Consider the following 17109-nt stretch of genomic DNA (forward strand, 5'->3'; position numbering starts at 1 on the left):
TCCACCACGGCATAGGAAAGGACTCATGACGACCGCCAACTCCTCGATGGAAGGCGCACCGCCCAAGGTCCAGGTGGGGCAGGGCAATCCGGAAGCGGCGAAGTACGGCCGCCTGTGGGCCATGCCCGAGTATCGCAAAGTCGCGCCGGGGGAGACGACGGCGCAGGATTTTCTCCGCCAGGCGCGGCCGCGGCGCGGCGCCCACGTGATCGATTTCGGCTGCGGCACGGGGCGCGGCGCGCTGATGTTGGCGCTCCTGGGGGGCCTCCGGGTGACCATGGTCGACTTTGTGCGGAACTGCCTTGATCCCGAGCTCCAGGAGGCCCTGACGACGCAGGCGCACGCGCTCACGTTCGTCAAGGCCGACCTCGAGCAGCCGCTCCCGGTCGTCGCCGAGTACGGCTTCTGCTCCGATGTCATGGAGCATATCCCGCCCGACCGCGTCGACCTCGTCCTCGATCACATCCTCAAGGCCGCGCAACACGTCTTTTTCTCCATCAGCACCGTCGAGGATAGTTGTGGCGCCCTCATCGGCGAGTCGCTCCATCTGACCGTGCAGCCGTTCGCCTGGTGGCTCCACAAGCTCGCGGAGCACGACTGCGTGATTCACTGGTCGCAGCGCGGGGAGACGTGGGCGCAGTTCTACGTCTCGGCCTGGAGTTCGGGGCGCGACATCGTCAAGACGGGCGTCCTGAACGTGGAGACCGAGCAGGCCCGGGCCAACGTGGCGGAGAACATCGCCCAGGGATGGCAGCAGGTCCATCCGCATCCGACGAATGATCTCGAGGTCATGATCGTCGGCGGCGGTCCCACGCTCGCGGCGTTCGAGGCCGAGATCATCCAGAAGCGGGCGGAGGGCGTAAAGCTGGTGACGCTCAATGGGGCGTATAACTGGGCGCTCGCGCACGGGCTGACGCCCTCCGCGCAAATCATCGTGGATGCGCGCCCGTTCAATGCGCGCTTCACGAAGCCGGTGGTCGACGATTGCCGCTACCTGATCGCGTCGCAGTGCGACCCGAGCGTGCTCAAGGGCCTGCCGTGGGAGCGGACCTACCTTTTCCACGCGATGTCGTCGCTGAGCGAGGACCTCCTGACCGCGCAGTACGGCCAGGAATGGCATGCGATCCCGGGCGGGTCGACCGTCCTGCTGCGGGCGATCCCGCTCCTGCGAATGCTCGGCTATCGCCGCTTTCACCTCTACGGCTGCGACTCCTGCCTCGAGGGGGACGTGCATCACGCCTATGCGCAGCCGGAGAACGACGCCAATCTCGTCATGCCGGTGACGACGAATCCCGGAGGGCGGATCTTCTACTGCCACGGCTGGATGATCTCCCAGGCGCAGGAGCTTCTCGACCTCATCCGGATGCTGGGTGATGTGATCGAGCTCGAGATTCACGGCGACGGCTTGCTCGCCTATCTGTTGCACACGGGGGCCGCCCTCGAGGAGGCGGTAGGGGAGTCCGAGGCAGCGCACGGCTAAACGCCCTCGTCCGAGGGCACAGCGGAGGAGGGGACCATGGCAGCTCAGGCTTGGAAAATCTATGCGGCGGCGAAGCGCCACATCGGGCGCGGCGAGATCACGCTCCACACGGGCGTGTTCAAGATGTCGCTCCACCGGAACAGCGCGTCCGGCACCATCACGTCGCTCTCGGCCATCTCGATCTTTTCGTCGGTCGTCGCGGAAATCAGCGCGACGGGTGGCTACGCCGCCGGCGGCCGCGCGCTCCCGGCCGCGTTCTGGACGATCGGCGCCTCGGCCACGCAGCTCAAGTTTTCCTACACAACCGCCGGCCTCATCTTCACCGCCTCCGGGGCCTCGCTGAGCAATATCCGGTATGCGCTGATCCGGAAGTCCTCGGGGTCCACGACGTCGGGACTCGCGCTCTGCTACTGCTCGCTCTCGTCGGCAGCCTTTACCATCACCTCGCCGAATACGCTGACGATTCTCCCGGCGGCGACGGGCGTCTTTACGATGGTGTGATCGACGCAAGACGGGGAACTCGCCAGATCCAAGGGACAGGACGAGCCGGTGAACCTCTCTCTGCTCGGGTTCTGCCGTTAATCGACAAGGGGGGGCGGGATGGGACTCTATGAGCGGTTCACGGGCGAAGAGAGCCCGCGCATTCGGGGCCATGCGCTGGCGGCCATCCTGGGGGAAGTGGAACGCGGATTCTTGACGCTCAGTCAGGCGAGCCAAGCCCTCGGCCTGTCGGCCGGTGAGCAAACAGAAGCTCTGGCGCTCTTGAACCGCCTCGTCGCGCCGCGTGACGGCATCAGCCTCGGGGGCTTCGTCACGCTGACGAATATCGGGACGGACTACGACACGATCGCGGCCGCGCAGGGGTTAGGGCTCGTATTGCTTCAGACGGCTGGCCTGACGCAAGTGATCTTCGGCGTGCGGGTGAATAAGATCGGCTCTGGCACGCAATCGTGGCAACTGTTCAATGATACGGACAGCCAGCAAGTGGCCGTGATCGACGATGCCGGGGCGGCCGGGATTAAGACGCTAAGTACGACCGTCGATTTTGATCCGCCACTCGGGGCCGGCATGAAAACCATTCGGGTGCGGGCCAAGAGTACGGTCGCGCAGGATGACCCCGTGTATTTCGGGGCGACGCTCAGCCTGCGCCGCGCCAGCAATCTCACGTCGCTGGAGCTCCACGAAGTCACGCTGCTCACCGATCCGACCGAGCCCTATTTCCCCGCGACCGCCCTGAAAGCGCGTTTAGGGGTCTGAGGGTGATCCCGCCCCGGCTCGGCGCGAGCCGTCGCCTGACGCCGACCCCGGCCTAGCCCGTGGCCTTCCAAGTCTACGTCGGGACGGCCACGCTCAATTCCACGACGGGGTCGCAAACCGTCTCGCCCGCCGGCCTGAGCTTCACGCCCGTCGGCGCGCTCTTCATGGGCAATGGTGCGTCGGGCACGTCGACGCAGCCCGCAAATTGGTTCATGGGGGCCACGACTGCGGGCAGTCAATTCAATGCGGCCTTTGAGACCGAGCACGGCTCGGCCAATTCCGATGTCGGTGCGGTCGCCAGCACCTCAGGGAGTGTGTTCCAGGGACTCGCAGATAATAACGCGATCGATTTCATCGCGTCGTTCACGTCCTTTAATGCCTCACCCGCAGGCTTCACGTTCAATATTTCCAACGCGCCCGCGACCGCCAATTACCACCTTCAGTACATCCTCTTCGGCGGCGATCTCACGATTGAACCCTTCGTCCTCAATCTCGGCGCCTCCTCGGGCAACGTCGCCAAGACCGGGCTGTCGGGTCGCCCCGCCTGCGTCATCTTCTATGGCGTCAATGCGATGACGGCCGACACGCTGGCCGCCTCCTCGGTCAGCGCGACGCCCACGACCGGGTGGATGTGTGCGGACGGGACGCAGGGGGTGGCCGGCAGTTTCCATACGGACGGTGCGGCCAACATGGTCACGAAGCGGTGGCAACGCACCGACCGCTGCATCGACCTCCGCACGAATGCCGCGGACGTGGTCAGCGCCACATTTGTCTCCATGGATGCCAACGGGTTCACCGTCAATGCGACGGTCACGACCTCAAACGTCCGCCTATATGGGCTCGCGATCTATGGCGGCACGTGGACCGCCGGGGCCTTCGATAGCATCACGACGGTTACGACCTCTTCGGTCACGACCACGGGCGTCGCGCCGAAAGTGGTGATGATGCAGTCCTTCGGTCTGACGGCGACCACGGCGACGCAAGCGGACGGCGACCGCGCGCTCGGCGCGGCTGACGGCACGAACCGCTTCGCCATACGGTACCTGGACCTCGACACGCTCGCGTCGTCGTCGACAAATTGTGGGCGCCTAGAAATCAACTGCCTCTTAGCCCCAGCGGGTCAGCAACTCGACCTGACCTCGCTCGACGCGCAGGGGTTTACCTATTCCCTCGGCAGCGATGCCGCGAGTATTCAGGTCCTCTACCTCGTGGGCGGCGATGCCGCCGCCGCCTCCGCGACAATCACGCCGCCGGTCGGTGCAGTCACCGCCTCGGGTGTCGCGCCCGGCCGCGTCGAGGCGCGCTTTATCACGCCGGCGGTCGGCACGCTGACGACGACGGGCGTCGCGGCGAGCGTCTCGAGCGGAATCCTCATCCAGCCTGCCGCCGGCACGCTGGCGGTGAGCGGCGCGGCCTCGAGCATCCTGCGCGCGACGCTCATCGCGGCGCCGGTCGGGGCGCTGACGCTCACGGGGGTCGCGCCCACGGTCAACGCCGCCGTCAGCGCGACGCCTGCGGTCGGCACGATCACCCTGACCGGGCTCGCCCCGGCCGCCGTCCAAGGCCGCCTCATTACGCCCACGGTCGGGGCCGTCACGGCGACGGGCGTCGCCCCGGCGGCGGTGCAAAGCCGGCTGATCACGCCCACGGTCGGAGCGGTCGCGATCTCCGGCGTGGCTCCGACCATCCTGCAAAGCCGGCTGATCACGCCCACGGTCGGCACGCTGACGGTTGCCGGCGTCGGCCCGGTCCCCGTCCAAAACCGGCTGATCACGCCGAGCGTCGGCACGGTCACGGCGACCGGGGTTACGCCACTCCGTGACGTCGGCCTCGTGCCGAGCGTCGGCGCGCTGACGCTCACCGGGCAAGCGCCGGGCATCGGCGGCCAGACCGCGCTGACGCCCACGGTCGGGAGCCTCACCCTAGCGGGCGCCGCGCCGAGCATCGTCACGCCGGTCAACGTCACGCCGAGCGCGGGCGCCATGACGCTCGCGGGCGTCGCCCCCGGCCGGCTGACGGATACGCGGATCACGCCCGCAACCGGCAGCCTGACGGGCGCGGGGATCGCGCCGAGTGCCGTCAGCGGAACCTTGCGCACGCCGACCCTCGGCACGGTCACGCTCGCAGGGGCCGCGCCACGCCTAGATCTCGGTCTGAGCCCGCCCGCGGGGAGCCTCACGCTCCAAGGCCAGGCCCCGGCCCTCCGGACGCCGATCACCCTCACGCCCGCGGCGGGCGCGCTCAGCCTGACGGGCACCGCGCCGGTGACGCGCCTGGCCGTGTCGCTCACGCCCGCGGCAGGCGCGCTGGTCGTGACCGGCCTCGCCCCGATTGCGGCACTGGGCGTTGCGCGGACGCCCCAAGTGGGCACTCTGCTCGCCGCGGGGGCCACCCCCACGATTCTGGCGGGGCGGGTCCTCGTGCCCGACGCAGGCGGACTCGTCGTCCTCGGCCTCGTGCCGAGTTTCGACCAGGGCATCCTCGCCGCCGCGGGCGCGCTCGTCCTCGCGGGCGCGGCCCCGGAGGTCGTCGACAGTGGGGCGGCCCCGCAGCCGATCCTGATCCTTTTCACGGGCGAGGCGTTCGCGATCCCCACATATCTTGCCGAGAATTTCGCCATCGCGGAGCATGTCGACGAAGCCTTCGCGGTCGGCGTCGCCCAGGACGAAACGTTTGAGACAGGAGGAGGCCCATGACGGTGCGGCTTCTGGAAGGCCGGGCCGTGTGCCCGAAAGAGGTGCCGGAGGGCACCCCGTTGCGCTATACGGCGCTCTTGCGCAAGGTGACGGAGGCCGAGGCGGATGCCCCGCTTCTGCCCGCTGATCTCCTGTCGCTCACCTGCACGATCTTCTCGCTCGATAATCCCGGGCACCCTATCGTCAACAGCGTCAATCAAGTCAATATTCTCAACGCCGGGCGCGGGACGCTGGACGGGACGGGGCGGCTCGTCCTCCTCCTCGAGGACGCTGACGCGACGGTGCTCGACCAGAGCCTGGAGATCGAGCGGCACTGTGTCCGCATCGTCGGCGTGTATAACACCTCGCCGACCAGGACCTCCAAGCGCGAGCTCGAGGTGCGGGTGCGGAATCTCGCCCTGACGCCATGACGACGCGTCCGAGCTGCCACCCGGGCCGGCGCCACGCGGGCCGCGGCCTCTGCGGGGCCTGCTACCATGCCGCGCGCAAGCGTGGACTCCTCCCGCTGCTGCGGGAGTTGCCGGTCGTGCTGCGGCCGCGCCATGACTTCGAGGGGCCGCGCTTGCGTGCGGTCCCGGCGGCGTGTCCCCGGTGCGGGAATTCATGCCTCCGTCAGCACACCGGGGCCGTCGAAGTCAACTGCCCGCTCTGCGGATGGGAAGCTGCGCTGGTCGCGAGGTTCGATGGACTCCCATGACGCGGCCACCCGGAGCCGAGGTCCTGGGGCTCACCATCACGGCGGGGATGCTCTTCGTGATGGGGGCCCTTGGCGGCCTGCTCCGGGCGCGGGTCTCGGTGACCCAACGGACATGCAGCCGACGGACGCTCGTCGATCTCCTGATGGGCGGGTGCGGCGGGGTCCTCCTCCCGATCTTCGCGCCGATCCTCAACAAAGTCCTCTTCGACGACTTCCAGTCCTGGACGGCCGTCCAGCAGAGCGCCCTCGCGTTCTTCGTTGGCTGCGGGGGCAGCTATGTCTGGACCCTCGTGGCCTGGCGCACGGGCCTGATCGTCACGCCCACGCAGGCGGCCGCGGCGGCGAAGCCGGGCCCGCCCGAAGAAGGCATTTTGAAGGGCCCCCGATGACCGCGCCCTTCGTGGCATGAGGGGTGATCACGTGGCTCGAGGCCGGCCTCGTCCTGATGGGCGGCATGCTGCTCGGGCTCGCGGTCGCCTATCTCGTCTGGCGGCGCCTCTCCGCGCCGACCCGGCGCCACATGCGCGCCCGGGCCGCGCTCGAAGAGGCGCGCGCCCGGGCCATGCTGCGGCAGGACCTCGTGGGGCCGCGCTTCCCGCGGGTGCTCGCCCATCTGGCGCGCATTTGCGAACGGGCCGAAGCCGTCCTCGCGGAGCTCCAGGCGGAGGACTGGGGACGGGCCGAGCGCCAGCAGCGGAGCGTGGCGGGCCTCGAGGATCTCATTCGCCATTGCCGAGAACTCGAAGCAACCCTGCACCCCCCGTGGCGTCCGGATGTGGCCGGTCCATGATCGCGGTCCTCGCGCTCTGGGCGGTGGCCTGCCTGACCCTGCCGCTCGCGGCCATCCTCCTCATGGCCACGCTGGAGCCGCACATCGCCCAGAACCTCCTTGATGGGACGCAAGCCTTCGCCGTGGCCGAGTCGGGCCTTGAGGTCGGCCTCTGGCGCCTCCGCGCCGGGGCGCGGCCCGAGGGTCGGGTCGGGGTCGGGGAGGGGCAGGCCGAGGTGCATGCGACGGTGATCGACGGCGATCATGTCGCCCTGCGGAGTATCGGACGCGTGCGCCAGGCGCGGCGCGTCGTCGTCAATCTGGTGCAGCGGGACGTGGCCGGGGATGGCCAGTGGCACTTCGCCGCCGCGTTCCGGGAGGAGGACTGAGCCATGCCCCATCGCAAGCGCTATGTGCCCCCGGAGGATCTCCCCCTCTACTGCTTGACGTCCGGTTGTACGAAGCTCGCAAAGGCCGACGCGCTCTGTGCCGCGTGTCTGGCCGCGCTGCGTGCCCATGCGACCGACCCGCCGCCGCGCCCGCGGCGCGCGCTCAAGCCCCGGCAAGGCGGGTTCACGCTCATCGAGCTGATGATCGTCGTCGCCGTCATCGGGATTCTCGCGGCGATCGCCATCCCGCTCTATGCGAACGTCCAGGCGCGGGCCCGGACGGCGAAGGCCCAGGCGGACGCGCGCACGCTCGTCTCCGCCGTCAGCCTCTATGCGGCGCATATGGGGACGCTCCCGACCGGGCTCGAGGATCTCAATACGGCCGCCGTCAATGGCCTCGGCCAGACGGCGGGGCCCTTCATGAGTTCGACGCCGACGGCCCCGGCTGGCTGGACGCCCTATGCCTATACGTCGTCGCCCACCGGGGTCTTCACGATCTCGAGTGCGGGCGACTCGACGACCGTCGCGCTGCCGTGAGAGAGCGCACGGAGTCCAGCGAGGACGCGGCCGGCGCCGTCGCGGGCTGCCTGTTCTTCGTGCTGCTCGATCTGGTCGTGCTCGCCTTGCTCGCCGCCGCCTGGCAATGCCTGTTCGCGCCCACATCCTGAAAGGGGGAACGCCATGGATCTCCTGTCCGTGTTGCTGACGCTGGTCGTCGTCTTTGTGATCGCGTGGCTCGCGAAGTACGTGATCGACACCTTTTTCCCGGAGCCCATCCGGATGGTGGCCTACATCCTGATCGGCGTCCTCCTGCTGCTCATCATCCTGCGGGTGTTCGTGGGGCCCGTGACCATTCCGCTCTGGAGGGTCCGGTGAGGCGCGCGCTCCTCGGGCTGCTCGGCGCGGCGCTCCTTGCGGGATGCTCCCTCGCGCCGTCAGATGCCGTGCTTCACGAGCTCGCGACCTCCGAGCGGTCGTGGTGCTTCATGGGGACCAGCATCTATGCCAATATCCGCATCTCCGGCACCGGGCTCAAGCAGGGCCGCGTGTCCTGCACCATGGAGGGCATGACGGTGAACAGTACGCCCATCCCGCCCGAATAGACCGGTTGTAAAAAATACTTTACACGTGGCCCCGGCTGGGCTAGCATGGGGTCATGGTCATCAAGACGGTCGCCCAGCAGCAGCAGCAGCAGAAGGCCGCGCTGGTCATGCGCCTGCATGTCCTCGACCCGGAGCGGCTGCTCTGGGCGCTGACGGATTCCTATGCCCAGCTCCTCGCCACGTTCTACTATCTGACGGATCGTCGGACGCCTGCCGAGGTGGCCACGATCGGCTGATCGCTCCGAAGGAGGCCCCGCGATGGATCGACGCTGGCATGACCAACCGTGGGCGAGTGCGGTCTCGGCCTCCGTGACGAAGCTCGGCCAAGTCTGGGAGCTCATCGAGTGGGGCGGGCTGCCCTGGAAATGGCTCGGCCTGATCGGCTTGGGGTTCCTCGTGGCCTGGATCCTCCTCCTCATCGTCGTGGGCCTGAGCGCGGGCGCGGCGGCGGCCCTGCCCCTCTCCGCGATCACGCCCGACACCGGCGCGGAGCTCGCGCAGGCCGCGCAGCAGGGTGTCCAGGCGGGCCGCGCCGCCTCGCCGACGAGCATGCCGATGACGGCCGCGCAGCAGGCGGCCTTGGCTGCCCTCGCCATCGCGGCGGGCGTCGGGATCGCGCTCGAGGCGATGGGGGCGATGGGGGCCACGGTCGCGATCACACGGGGCGAGACCGTCGCCGTCACGCAGGCCCTCGGCGCGATGGTCGCCGCCGGAGGGCTCACCGCCGCCATGGGCCTCGTGGGGATCAGCGTCATCGCGGCGGGCGTGGTGATCAGCCTCGTCGCGCTCGGGATCACGGCCACGGTGGTCGTGCCCGCGATGGCGCGCGCGTTGACGCAGTCGCATCCGCTGACCCGGGCGTCGGTGGGCACCGGGGAACAAACCGACGACATGCATCAGGCGATGGCGCAGGCCGCGAACCCGATGGGCCTCCTGACCCTGTCGATCGCCCTCGATGCGCCGGGGCTGCCGTCGTCGGTGACCATCGGCGGGCGCGGCCTCGACCTCGACGATCCCACGCTCGACGCGGGGGGGCCGTCCAGCGTGGCGCCGTCGCTCTCGCTGGATGTGAGTCTGAGTCCCGTGGCCAGCCCGAATCCCGTCGCGTCGGACTTGGTCGATGTCCCGGGGGCGATGCCCGATCCGGGCGACATCACGGCGGAGCCCGGTCTCGATGGGCTCGGCGAGGTAGGGCTCATGCTGGCGTGGGATCCCGGCCTGGGTCCGGCGGGCCGCGTGCCCACGCTCCCGAGCCTGCTCCTGCTAGGCCTCGGTCTCGGCCTCTGGCGCGCGCATCGGCGCGGGGCATGAGCCTCGACCTCCTCCGGCTCCCCCTCGCGGTGCTCCTCGCCGCCGCGCTCGTGGCGGTGGGCGGCGGCTTCCTCGTCCGCCTCGTGGTGGCGCGGCGCCAGCTCATGATCGACCCCGAGCGGCTCCGGCGCTGGCAGCGTCGGCTCCGCGCCCTCCGGTGGGGGACGTGGCTCCTCTTGGCGGGCAGTCTCGTCGCGGTAGTCGCTGCGTGGCCGCGCGCCGCGCTCTGGGCCGCCCTCGCCTTCGTCGTCGTGAGCCTCCTGCTCCACCGCGCCCTCGCCATCGTGCAGGTCTGGCTCGAGCAAGCCGAGGGCGGGCGATCCGCGCTGATCTAACCCCGCGCGGGCGGGGGGGCGTGGCCGGGGCCGACGAAAATCTTTCGTCCCTCGCCCTGCGGGCCCTGACAATGGCCCCGGCCATGGCCCGCCGAAAATTCCTTGAGCAGATGAAGGCCGCGCGGGGGCGGGCGCTCGATGCGGCGCTGACGGCGAGCCGGGGGGACGTGGCGCGCGCGGCGGCCGCGCTGGGCGTGACGCGGCAATATGTCTACTTGATCCTGCGTACCGAGTTCCCGCCGGGGGCGCTCGCCCGGTATCAGCGGAAGAAGGGTCACCGGAAGGGCTAGGGGGGACTCAGGAGGCCCGCCGCGACCGCCGCGCGGCACGCCGGGAGGCCCGCTGGGAGGCGCTGGGCGGCCCTAGGGGCAGGGTTCGCGAGCGAGGTGGCACCCTAGCCAGGGGACGGCCCGGCGTGGGCCGGAGCGCCTGAATCTCGCCCGTCAGGGCCGCCTGTGACAGATAGTGGCTGACGAGCTGGACCAAGAGGGGCACCGGGAGTTCCACCGTGGCCGCGAGTTGGCCCGTCCGATAGACCCGCAGAACATGGTGCGGCTGCAAGAAAACCTGCCATCGATCCATCTGGACTTGCAAGGCCAGCACGTCGTGGTGCCCCCCGGGGGTGCGGCATCGTCACGCGCCTCCCCAGGAGGGCTGCAAGGCCTGGACCCAGGCCCAGAGCCAGCTTCTGATAAGAGGTAGCACTTCCAGCAGGTTAGCCAGCCGTTCGGTTCCACCATTCGTGGAACCCCCGCCGATGGGCCGGGCGTACTTCTTGGGCTTGAGCGTGGCCGTCTCGCCGAACACCAAATAGCCGGGCGTCACGCCGAGATCGCCGCAAAGCCGGGAGAGGTAGGGCTCGGCCGGCGTGACGTTCTTGTTGGCCCAGCGGTAGAAGTACCGGCCATCATAGCCGCGCTCGCGGATGAAGCGCCCCAGGTCCGGGGTCCCCTCGGGCGTCCGAAACCCCAGCGCCAGCAGGCGTTTCTTGATCCGGTTCCCGATCCCGTCATGGTGGGGGTAGCGCATCGTGGCCTCCTGTCACTTTTTCCTTGACATTGTTTGAGTGACACGCTATGGTGAACTCACTGTGAGAGACACCTTACCACGACTCAAGCGGCGCATGAAGCGGTATGGCGTCACCCAGGACCGCGTGGCGGCGATGGCGGGCGTCCACCGCACGATGGTCAATAAGGTCGTGAATGGACGGGCGAAGTCGCGGAAGGTGCTGAATACGATCACCGTGCTCATCAGCGCCACGCGCCAGCTCGAAGAGGGCCCGGCAGCATGAGGGAGGACCTCATCGCGGCGGGCATGACCGTCCTCGCCGTCATGGTCTGGGCGGTGGCCGTCACGCTGCTGGGCCTCTAAGACACGGGAGGGCCCACGGCCGTGCGCCTCACCCTCCGCATTACCGAGCGGACGCTGGATAATCGCGACCTTGCCGAGCGCGTAGCCCATCTCGAGGCGGAGGTCGCGGTCCTCCGGCAGCGGATCGGGTTCTTGGAAGCCGAGAACTGCGGACTCCGCAAGCCGCCCATCGGCGTCCTCGCGCCGGGCATCCGGCTGATGGGGGCGAGCGAGGTCACGCGATGAGTGACGGCGCGCATCTCTGCAAAGACTGCACGTGGTACTCGCGCCCCAAGCAGATCGGGCTCGAGACTCCGCTGGCGCTCTGCGTCGCGCCGACTGTGGCCCCGGTCGACGTGGTGGAGGGCGGCGTCCTGACCATCCGGTGTCGCGACGCCCGCAAGCCGGACGGCACATGCGGGCCGAGTGGTCTCTTTTGGGAGCCGAAGCCGTGAACGGCCGTCGCCAGGACGCCAGAGGAAACCCCGCCATGTTCGACCACGATCTGATGGGCGAGTTATCGGAGGACGTGCAGGCCTTGGGGTACACCCGCTATTGCGCGGCGTGCGCCGTGTTCTTCCGCGACGAGCGCGACGCGGAGTGGACTGAGTGCCGACCGCTCCTCGTGGACCCGCGCCAGGAGCTCCCGCGATGAGTGAATCCCTGAGCCCGCACGCGACCGACACGGCGTCCCCGCACTTTGGCCATGCCGTGATGGATCTGGACGAGGGGACGTGGTTCTGCGTGACGTGTGATCCGGACCGCGCGGTCGACTACATCGAATGGGTCCGCGGGCGCCTGGAAGAGCGCACGACGGCGCTGCTTCAGGCGGCCGAGAAGACCGAGGCCATCGTTGCGTGGTTGCGGGGGCGATGCGCATGACCCACCAACTCGATCTGATCGCCACCCCGGACACCTCCGACGTGGAGGACTACCGGACGGAGCGCGAATGGCTCGCCGTCCGCCGGACCGCCCTCGGGGCGAGTGAGGCGGCCGCGGTGCTCGGCGTCTCGCCCTACAAGGGCCCGATGTCGCTCTTTGCGGAGAAGCTCGAGCTCGGCGAGCCCGAGGCCCGCACGGAGGCGCAAGAGTGGGGCCTCGTCATGGAGCCGAAGATGGCGGAGCGGTATGTGCGGGACACGGGCCATGTGCTCCGCGATCCCGGGCGCTACACGCTCCGACGCTCCGGCGCGGTGCCGTGGATGGTGGCCACGCTCGACCGCGAGATCGTCCAGGCCGATGGCCAGTCCGTGCCGGCGGTGCTGGAGATGAAGCTCCGGAGCTACGTCAAGCCCGGCGCGTGGGAGGACGAGCCGCCCGTCGACGTGCTGGTACAAGTCCAGCATCAGCTCGCCGTGACGGGCTGGGCGTGGGCGGCGGTGACGGTGCTGATCGGCTACCACACGTTCCGCCGGTTCGTGGTGCCGCGCCACGAGGCGTTCATCGCGAAGCTGATCCCGGCGGAAGCGGCGTTCATGGAGCGCCTGCGCACGAAGACGCCCCCGCCCGCCGATGCGACCGAGGCCACGCGCGCGGTGCTGCGCGCCCTCTACCCGCGCGAGACGCCGGGCCTCGTGGTGGACCTTCCCGCCGAGGCGATGGCGTGGGACCAGGACCTCCTCGACGCCAAGGCCGAGCTCGCGCGCTGGGGCGAGATCAAGCACGCCGCCGAGAACAAGCTGCGCGCCGCGCTGGCCGACGCGGAGACCGGCGTTCTCCCCAATGGCGCGATCTATACCTACACCGCCGCCGAGCGCGCGGGCTACACGGTGGCGCCGACCGTCGTCCGCACCCTCCGGCGCAAGGAGAGCAAGGCATGACCGAGATGACGTCCGCCAAGAAAGACAAGACCGAGGGCGAGCCCGACGAGCTCATCACGGACGCGGCGACCGATCTCTCCGCGCTGCCCGCACTCAGCCGCGCGGAGATCGACATCCAGATCGCGACGGCGAAGCGGTGGCCCCGGTCCATTGTCGCCTTCAAGAAGCAGGCGCTCGAGCTGGCGACCCTCGACGAGGAGACCGCGGGGGCCTGCTTCTACGCGCTCCCCCGCGACGGCAAGCGCATCGAAGGCCCCTCGATTCGGCTCGCCGAGATCGTCGCCTCGACGTGGGGCAATCTCCGCGTCGGGGCCCGCATCCTCGACGTGACCGATCGCGTGGTGATCGGGCAGGGGGCCTGCTTCGACCTCGAGAAGAACCTGGCCGCCTCGGTCGAGGTCTCGCGCCGCATCACGAACCGCGCGGGCAAGCGCTATTCCGACGACATGGTGAACACGACCGCCCAGGCGGCGATGTCGATCGCGCTCCGGAATGCGATCTTCCGGGTCGTCCCGTTCGCCATCGTCAAGGATGTCTACGAGGCGGCGAAGCTCGTCTCGCTCGGCAAGGGGCTCACGATGGAGCAGAGCCGGGCCAAGTGCGTCGGCGCCTTCGCGAAACTCTGGCCCGCGCTCACGCCCGAGGTGCTCTGGCGCCTGGCCGGGAAGACGGGACCCGAGGACATCGGCACGGATGAGCTCGTTCAGCTCCGGGGCCTCTTCACCGCGCTCAAGGACGGCGAGACCTCGCTCGAGGAGGTCCTGCGCCAGATCGATCCGTCCCCTCCGCTGGGCGGGAAGAAGGCGGCCGGCGGTGCCTCGGCGCTCGACGCCCTGGCCGATTCGATGGGTACGTCCACCCATGACCCGACGCTCTGAGCCCGCGTGTCGTCCCGCGGTACGTTTCGGGGGGTCTATTGCTCCCTCGTGGATAGCGTGGACTTTCAGCGGCTCTCGCCGCGGGCCCGCCACGTGTTCTTGACCGCGCGCCTGGGGCCCCAGACGGGGCCGGCCGGGATCTTCCGGTACTACCCGGACGTCTTGGCCGAGCAGACGGGGTGGTCGGTTAAGGAGATCAAGGGTGCCGTGGGGGAGCTCGTCGACGAGGGCTGGGCCCAGCTGGAGGACGGGATTCTCTGGCTGGTCAACGCCCTCAAGTACGACCCGAACCTCCGGTTGAACAACGCCAAGCACATCACGGCCGTGGAGAACTGGCTGGCGTCGCTCCCGCGCCGTTCAATCGTCCTAAGGTTCTGTGTTTATTACGGTCTTGAAAGGCTATCGCATAGCCTATCGGGATACCTATCCCAAGTTGGTTCACAGGAGAAGGAGAAGGAGAAGGAACAGGAGAAGGAAAAGAAGACAGAGACTCTCCCCCCTTCCCCCCTCTCTGGGGGGGCCGCGGTCGAGGTCGTCTGGGCGACGCCCGAAAACCTCGTGGCCCTCTACAACGCCGAGGCCCCCGACAACGTCTCGGCCGTGGAGGAGCTCTCGGCCAAGCGCCGGGACAAGGCCCGCCGCGCGCTGCGGCAGTACCCCGACGAGGGGTGGTGGAAAGAGGTTTTTGCTCAGTATCGCCGCAGTCGCTTCCTGCGCGGGCTCACGCCGCCGCGCCCGGGGCATACGAGCTTCCGCCCCGATTTCGACTGGCTGATCTCCATCGGCAAGAACGGCGTGGAAAATTTCGTCAAAGTTCACGATGGCATGTATGCGGATTAAGCCGCACGCGGGGGGAGACCCGGCCGCCCGCGCGACCCGACAAGGCAGAGAACGGGTGCTCTGCAATGGCTAGACGCAAGGGCGGACACCCGGCCGTCCTCACGAACCCTGACGCAGAACGGGTGCTGTGTCTCTCGCATGGCGTGGAGCTCCGCCGCGATGGCTGGTGCGCGCTCGGCCAGGCCTATGCGAGCAATGCCGTCTGCCCCTTCACCTGCCCGATCTGCCGCGGGCCGCTGGACTGGAAGGGCGGATGCGAACGCTGTCACGGCTGTACGACGGGGAACAAGGCTGACTGGACGTTTCCCGGCGACCGCTACGAGCGGGACGACGACAATCCCGGGCATTTCAAAGCGACCTTGAAGGCAGGCAGGGCCGCGTGTACGCCGCGGGAGAACGTGGGTGCGATGCAGATTGTGCAAGCGGTGCTGGCCAAGAAACTCGCCCTAGCGGACGCGCTGGGGCATCTCCGCACGATCTTTTCCGGTCGGGAGAGCCCATGACCCCTTTGCGGCGACTGATCGCGTTAGGTTTGTGTCTCACCCCTGCCGTGGCCCTCGCCCAGACCGGCGTGGACTTCGACAAAGCCACCTTCGCGTGGGACTGGACGCAAGGGACCGGCGGAGCGGTGACGGAGTTTCGCATCAAGTGCGGGCCCGCCGTGGGGAGCTACCCCAACGTGACCGTGGTGGCGAACGCCGCGGCGCGCAGTTTCCCCGTGAAGTCGGCCATCGGCGGGGCGGGCGTCTATCACTGCATCGTGACGGCAGCGAATCAGTACGGGGAATCGCCGCCGTCGGGAGAGATTTTTTTCGCCGCCGGGGTCACGCCATCTTCCCCGAGTAACTTCCGCGTGACCCCATGATGACGGTGTCCGACTCGCGCCGTGATGCCCTCGCGCGGGTCGTGCGCATCAACACGGAGAATCTGGAGATTGCCGGCGAGGCATTACTTGACGCCCTTCTCGTGTGGCACGAGGCCGACAGCCGCGCCCTGCGGGATGCGGAGAATGATGCCTGTGCCGAGCTTGCCAAGTTTTACTGCCTCTATCCGCTGCCGCTCCTGATGGGTCGCCCGCGCAACGAGGCGACCTATGCGCAGGGCTGGCTCGATGCTGCGCAGAAGATCGAGCGGGAAATCCGGGCACGCCGGGCAGGAAAGCCATGACGGCCGCGCGGCGGGAGGCGGTGGAGGCGGTGCGGAAGCGGGTAGAGACGCTGGTGCGCGACGCGATGCCGCTGGTCGAGGGGACGACCTACGGCGATTGCTACCAGCGCGATACCGTGCTGATGGCCGAGCGTCTTATTCCTGCGGTGACAGAAGAGATCGCCACCCTCCTCCGCGCCTACGAGGCGGTGGTCGCGGAGCGTAATTTCATCGCGGCCAGCAGGGATCTCGTGCAGGCGGGCGTTAACTTTGTGAAGGACCATGCGAACCAGTTGACCGCTCTCCGCGCCCAGCATGCTGCAGCGGAAGCCGTCCTCGACGCCGCGCTGGCGTGGGAGAAGGAGCAGACAGGCCAGCTTGGCTGGTACGAGCGCATGAGCCCTGACGAGCTGGACCTGCATGACGCCATCCGCGCCTACCGCGCGGCGAAGGAAGGCACCTAAGTGGGCCTCACTTGCGCCCCGCGCGAGCGCGAGATCCAGAAAGCGATCTTGGATCTGCTCCGCGTCCACGGCATCCCCGCCTGGCGCATCAATAGCCGGGTCCTCACCCTCCCCGGGAGCGCCGGCCTCTACCGCATGGGCGGGGTGAAGGGGATGGCCGACATCATCGCCATGGTGCCCGGCTCCGGCCGCTTCCTCGCGCTCGAGGTGAAGCGCCCTGGCCAGAAGCTCACGCTCGATCAAGCCATCTTTCTTGATCGCATCGCGCGCAATGGCGGCATCGGGGCGCGGGTGACGAGCTGTAACGAGGTGCTGGCTCTGCTAGAGCGACATGGCTGGACGCCGTCGTCACGCTTGGGGATGGGATCGCCGCGGTCGGGATCCTTCCCGCCCTGAGCGGTTGAGAGCATAGCATACGGAACAAATATGTCTGACATCATTCGCGAATCGCGCGAAGAGCGAAGCCATCGTTTCGCACGTTAGCGCTGACCGCGCCGCGAGGGGCGGGGCGGGGGCACCGCCGGGGGGACGGCTTAGGTTCTTCCTCAGCCCCCTGAGCGCGGGTCAGCGACGG

At 68.7% G+C, this 17109-nt stretch carries 30 protein-coding genes; 29 read left to right on the forward strand and 1 reads right to left on the reverse strand.

What is annotated here, in order from left to right; all coding sequences use genetic code 11:
* Nucleotides 1–25 precede the first annotated feature (25 nt).
* From VKN16_21405 to VKN16_21480, 16 genes are all read left to right on the forward strand, one after another.
* On the forward strand, nt 26–1480 hold the full coding sequence (locus tag VKN16_21405; protein ID HME96767.1) for a 6-hydroxymethylpterin diphosphokinase MptE-like protein: 1455 nt from the start codon (nt 26–28) through the stop codon (nt 1478–1480).
* A 36-nt stretch (nt 1481–1516) separates the two neighbouring features.
* A complete protein-coding gene (locus tag VKN16_21410; GenBank protein ID HME96768.1) occupies nt 1517–1981 on the forward strand; it encodes a hypothetical protein in 465 nt (154 codons plus the stop codon).
* Between the two features lie 99 nt (nt 1982–2080).
* Nucleotides 2081–2737, forward strand: a complete 657-nt coding sequence (locus VKN16_21415) for a hypothetical protein (protein ID HME96769.1) — start codon at nt 2081–2083, stop codon at nt 2735–2737.
* 59 nt (nt 2738–2796) lie between these two features.
* The gene (locus tag VKN16_21420) at nt 2797–5433 is read left to right on the forward strand and encodes a hypothetical protein (protein HME96770.1); all 2637 of its coding nucleotides are present in this window, start codon (nt 2797–2799) and stop codon (nt 5431–5433) included.
* The gene (locus VKN16_21425; GenBank protein HME96771.1) at nt 5430–5843 is read left to right on the forward strand and encodes a hypothetical protein; all 414 of its coding nucleotides are present in this window, start codon (nt 5430–5432) and stop codon (nt 5841–5843) included. The genes VKN16_21420 and VKN16_21425 overlap by 4 nt, the downstream gene beginning before the upstream one ends.
* A gap of 283 nt (nt 5844–6126) precedes the next feature.
* Nucleotides 6127–6519: a hypothetical protein gene (locus tag VKN16_21430; protein HME96772.1), complete on the forward strand. Its 393-nt coding sequence runs from the start codon at nt 6127–6129 to the stop codon at nt 6517–6519.
* 23 nt (nt 6520–6542) lie between these two features.
* Nucleotides 6543–6920 carry a hypothetical protein gene (locus VKN16_21435; protein HME96773.1) on the forward strand — a complete coding sequence of 126 codons (378 nt, stop codon included), beginning with the start codon at nt 6543–6545 and terminating at the stop codon, nt 6918–6920.
* A complete protein-coding gene (locus VKN16_21440; protein ID HME96774.1) occupies nt 6917–7288 on the forward strand; it encodes a hypothetical protein in 372 nt (123 codons plus the stop codon). Before VKN16_21435 ends, VKN16_21440 begins: the two co-directional genes overlap by 4 nt.
* Nucleotides 7289–7291: 3 nt before the next feature.
* Nucleotides 7292–7825, forward strand: coding sequence for a prepilin-type N-terminal cleavage/methylation domain-containing protein (locus tag VKN16_21445; protein ID HME96775.1), 534 nt, complete (start codon nt 7292–7294; stop codon nt 7823–7825).
* Nucleotides 7822–7956 (forward strand): hypothetical protein, encoded by a 135-nt coding sequence (locus VKN16_21450; GenBank protein ID HME96776.1) that lies wholly within the window; start codon nt 7822–7824, stop codon nt 7954–7956. The genes VKN16_21445 and VKN16_21450 overlap by 4 nt, the downstream gene beginning before the upstream one ends.
* Nucleotides 7957–7969: 13 nt before the next feature.
* The gene (locus tag VKN16_21455) at nt 7970–8164 is read left to right on the forward strand and encodes a hypothetical protein (protein ID HME96777.1); all 195 of its coding nucleotides are present in this window, start codon (nt 7970–7972) and stop codon (nt 8162–8164) included.
* Complete coding sequence (locus tag VKN16_21460) at nt 8161–8391, forward strand: hypothetical protein (GenBank protein ID HME96778.1); 231 nt, start codon at nt 8161–8163, stop codon at nt 8389–8391. Before VKN16_21455 ends, VKN16_21460 begins: the two co-directional genes overlap by 4 nt.
* Nucleotides 8392–8444: 53 nt before the next feature.
* Nucleotides 8445–8627 (forward strand): hypothetical protein, encoded by a 183-nt coding sequence (locus VKN16_21465; GenBank protein HME96779.1) that lies wholly within the window; start codon nt 8445–8447, stop codon nt 8625–8627.
* Nucleotides 8628–8700: 73 nt separating this feature from the next.
* Complete coding sequence (locus VKN16_21470) at nt 8701–9702, forward strand: hypothetical protein (protein ID HME96780.1); 1002 nt, start codon at nt 8701–8703, stop codon at nt 9700–9702.
* Nucleotides 9699–10037: a hypothetical protein gene (locus tag VKN16_21475; GenBank protein HME96781.1), complete on the forward strand. Its 339-nt coding sequence runs from the start codon at nt 9699–9701 to the stop codon at nt 10035–10037. The genes VKN16_21470 and VKN16_21475 overlap by 4 nt, the downstream gene beginning before the upstream one ends.
* Before the next feature lie 20 nt (nt 10038–10057).
* Nucleotides 10058–10327 (forward strand): hypothetical protein, encoded by a 270-nt coding sequence (locus VKN16_21480; protein ID HME96782.1) that lies wholly within the window; start codon nt 10058–10060, stop codon nt 10325–10327.
* Between the two features lie 343 nt (nt 10328–10670).
* Here the strand turns inward: VKN16_21480 and VKN16_21485 are convergent, their stop codons facing one another.
* Nucleotides 10671–11066: a hypothetical protein gene (locus VKN16_21485; GenBank protein HME96783.1), complete on the reverse strand. Its 396-nt coding sequence runs from the start codon at nt 11064–11066 to the stop codon at nt 10671–10673.
* 94 nt (nt 11067–11160) lie between these two features.
* Between VKN16_21485 and VKN16_21490 the strand changes: the two genes are divergently transcribed.
* The 13 genes from VKN16_21490 (at nt 11161) to VKN16_21550 (ending at nt 16931) form a co-directional block, all read left to right on the forward strand.
* Nucleotides 11161–11328, forward strand: a complete 168-nt coding sequence (locus VKN16_21490) for a helix-turn-helix transcriptional regulator (protein HME96784.1) — start codon at nt 11161–11163, stop codon at nt 11326–11328.
* Nucleotides 11329–11429: 101 nt separating this feature from the next.
* Nucleotides 11430–11633: a hypothetical protein gene (locus tag VKN16_21495; protein ID HME96785.1), complete on the forward strand. Its 204-nt coding sequence runs from the start codon at nt 11430–11432 to the stop codon at nt 11631–11633.
* Entirely contained in the window at nt 11630–11842 is a 213-nt protein-coding gene (locus tag VKN16_21500) for a hypothetical protein (GenBank protein ID HME96786.1), read from the forward strand. Before VKN16_21495 ends, VKN16_21500 begins: the two co-directional genes overlap by 4 nt.
* A 35-nt stretch (nt 11843–11877) precedes the next feature.
* On the forward strand, nt 11878–12042 hold the full coding sequence (locus VKN16_21505) for a hypothetical protein (GenBank protein ID HME96787.1): 165 nt from the start codon (nt 11878–11880) through the stop codon (nt 12040–12042).
* Entirely contained in the window at nt 12039–12269 is a 231-nt protein-coding gene (locus VKN16_21510; protein HME96788.1) for a hypothetical protein, read from the forward strand. Before VKN16_21505 ends, VKN16_21510 begins: the two co-directional genes overlap by 4 nt.
* A complete protein-coding gene (locus VKN16_21515) occupies nt 12266–13207 on the forward strand; it encodes a YqaJ viral recombinase family protein (GenBank protein ID HME96789.1) in 942 nt (313 codons plus the stop codon). The genes VKN16_21510 and VKN16_21515 overlap by 4 nt, the downstream gene beginning before the upstream one ends.
* Nucleotides 13204–14085, forward strand: a complete 882-nt coding sequence (locus VKN16_21520; protein HME96790.1) for a hypothetical protein — start codon at nt 13204–13206, stop codon at nt 14083–14085. The genes VKN16_21515 and VKN16_21520 overlap by 4 nt, the downstream gene beginning before the upstream one ends.
* A 57-nt stretch (nt 14086–14142) precedes the next feature.
* Nucleotides 14143–14925: a hypothetical protein gene (locus tag VKN16_21525; GenBank protein ID HME96791.1), complete on the forward strand. Its 783-nt coding sequence runs from the start codon at nt 14143–14145 to the stop codon at nt 14923–14925.
* A gap of 65 nt (nt 14926–14990) precedes the next feature.
* Entirely contained in the window at nt 14991–15428 is a 438-nt protein-coding gene (locus tag VKN16_21530; GenBank protein ID HME96792.1) for a hypothetical protein, read from the forward strand.
* The gene (locus tag VKN16_21535; GenBank protein ID HME96793.1) at nt 15425–15790 is read left to right on the forward strand and encodes a hypothetical protein; all 366 of its coding nucleotides are present in this window, start codon (nt 15425–15427) and stop codon (nt 15788–15790) included. Before VKN16_21530 ends, VKN16_21535 begins: the two co-directional genes overlap by 4 nt.
* The gene (locus tag VKN16_21540) at nt 15787–16092 is read left to right on the forward strand and encodes a hypothetical protein (GenBank protein HME96794.1); all 306 of its coding nucleotides are present in this window, start codon (nt 15787–15789) and stop codon (nt 16090–16092) included. The genes VKN16_21535 and VKN16_21540 overlap by 4 nt, the downstream gene beginning before the upstream one ends.
* Entirely contained in the window at nt 16089–16535 is a 447-nt protein-coding gene (locus tag VKN16_21545) for a hypothetical protein (GenBank protein ID HME96795.1), read from the forward strand. The genes VKN16_21540 and VKN16_21545 overlap by 4 nt, the downstream gene beginning before the upstream one ends.
* Nucleotides 16536–16931 carry a VRR-NUC domain-containing protein gene (locus tag VKN16_21550; protein HME96796.1) on the forward strand — a complete coding sequence of 132 codons (396 nt, stop codon included), beginning with the start codon at nt 16536–16538 and terminating at the stop codon, nt 16929–16931.
* Nucleotides 16932–17109: the final 178 nt, after the last annotated feature.

The sequence above is a fragment of the Candidatus Methylomirabilota bacterium genome (genome assembly GCA_035315345.1).
In the GTDB taxonomy this organism is placed as follows: Bacteria; Methylomirabilota; Methylomirabilia; order Rokubacteriales; family CSP1-6; genus CAMLFJ01.

Bases quoted from the DNA above. Each gene is read 5' to 3' on its own strand.
- VKN16_21405 (HME96767.1), top strand. From the start codon at position 26: ATGACGACCGCCAACTCCTCGATGGAAGGCGCACCGCCCAAGGTCCAG.
- VKN16_21410 (HME96768.1), top strand. From the start codon at position 1,517: ATGGCAGCTCAGGCTTGGAAAATCTATGCGGCGGCGAAGCGCCACATC.
- VKN16_21415 (HME96769.1), top strand. From the start codon at position 2,081: ATGGGACTCTATGAGCGGTTCACGGGCGAAGAGAGCCCGCGCATTCGG.
- VKN16_21425 (HME96771.1), top strand. From the start codon at position 5,430: ATGACGGTGCGGCTTCTGGAAGGCCGGGCCGTGTGCCCGAAAGAGGTG.
- VKN16_21430 (HME96772.1), top strand. From the start codon at position 6,127: ATGACGCGGCCACCCGGAGCCGAGGTCCTGGGGCTCACCATCACGGCG.
- VKN16_21440 (HME96774.1), top strand. From the start codon at position 6,917: ATGATCGCGGTCCTCGCGCTCTGGGCGGTGGCCTGCCTGACCCTGCCG.
- VKN16_21445 (HME96775.1), top strand. From the start codon at position 7,292: ATGCCCCATCGCAAGCGCTATGTGCCCCCGGAGGATCTCCCCCTCTAC.
- VKN16_21455 (HME96777.1), top strand. From the start codon at position 7,970: ATGGATCTCCTGTCCGTGTTGCTGACGCTGGTCGTCGTCTTTGTGATC.
- VKN16_21465 (HME96779.1), top strand. From the start codon at position 8,445: ATGGTCATCAAGACGGTCGCCCAGCAGCAGCAGCAGCAGAAGGCCGCG.
- VKN16_21475 (HME96781.1), top strand. From the start codon at position 9,699: ATGAGCCTCGACCTCCTCCGGCTCCCCCTCGCGGTGCTCCTCGCCGCC.
- VKN16_21485 (HME96783.1), bottom strand. From the start codon at position 11,066: ATGCGCTACCCCCACCATGACGGGATCGGGAACCGGATCAAGAAACGC.
- VKN16_21490 (HME96784.1), top strand. From the start codon at position 11,161: ATGAAGCGGTATGGCGTCACCCAGGACCGCGTGGCGGCGATGGCGGGC.
- VKN16_21500 (HME96786.1), top strand. From the start codon at position 11,630: ATGAGTGACGGCGCGCATCTCTGCAAAGACTGCACGTGGTACTCGCGC.
- VKN16_21505 (HME96787.1), top strand. From the start codon at position 11,878: ATGTTCGACCACGATCTGATGGGCGAGTTATCGGAGGACGTGCAGGCC.
- VKN16_21510 (HME96788.1), top strand. From the start codon at position 12,039: ATGAGTGAATCCCTGAGCCCGCACGCGACCGACACGGCGTCCCCGCAC.
- VKN16_21515 (HME96789.1), top strand. From the start codon at position 12,266: ATGACCCACCAACTCGATCTGATCGCCACCCCGGACACCTCCGACGTG.
- VKN16_21520 (HME96790.1), top strand. From the start codon at position 13,204: ATGACCGAGATGACGTCCGCCAAGAAAGACAAGACCGAGGGCGAGCCC.
- VKN16_21530 (HME96792.1), top strand. From the start codon at position 14,991: ATGGCTAGACGCAAGGGCGGACACCCGGCCGTCCTCACGAACCCTGAC.
- VKN16_21535 (HME96793.1), top strand. From the start codon at position 15,425: ATGACCCCTTTGCGGCGACTGATCGCGTTAGGTTTGTGTCTCACCCCT.
- VKN16_21540 (HME96794.1), top strand. From the start codon at position 15,787: ATGATGACGGTGTCCGACTCGCGCCGTGATGCCCTCGCGCGGGTCGTG.
- VKN16_21545 (HME96795.1), top strand. From the start codon at position 16,089: ATGACGGCCGCGCGGCGGGAGGCGGTGGAGGCGGTGCGGAAGCGGGTA.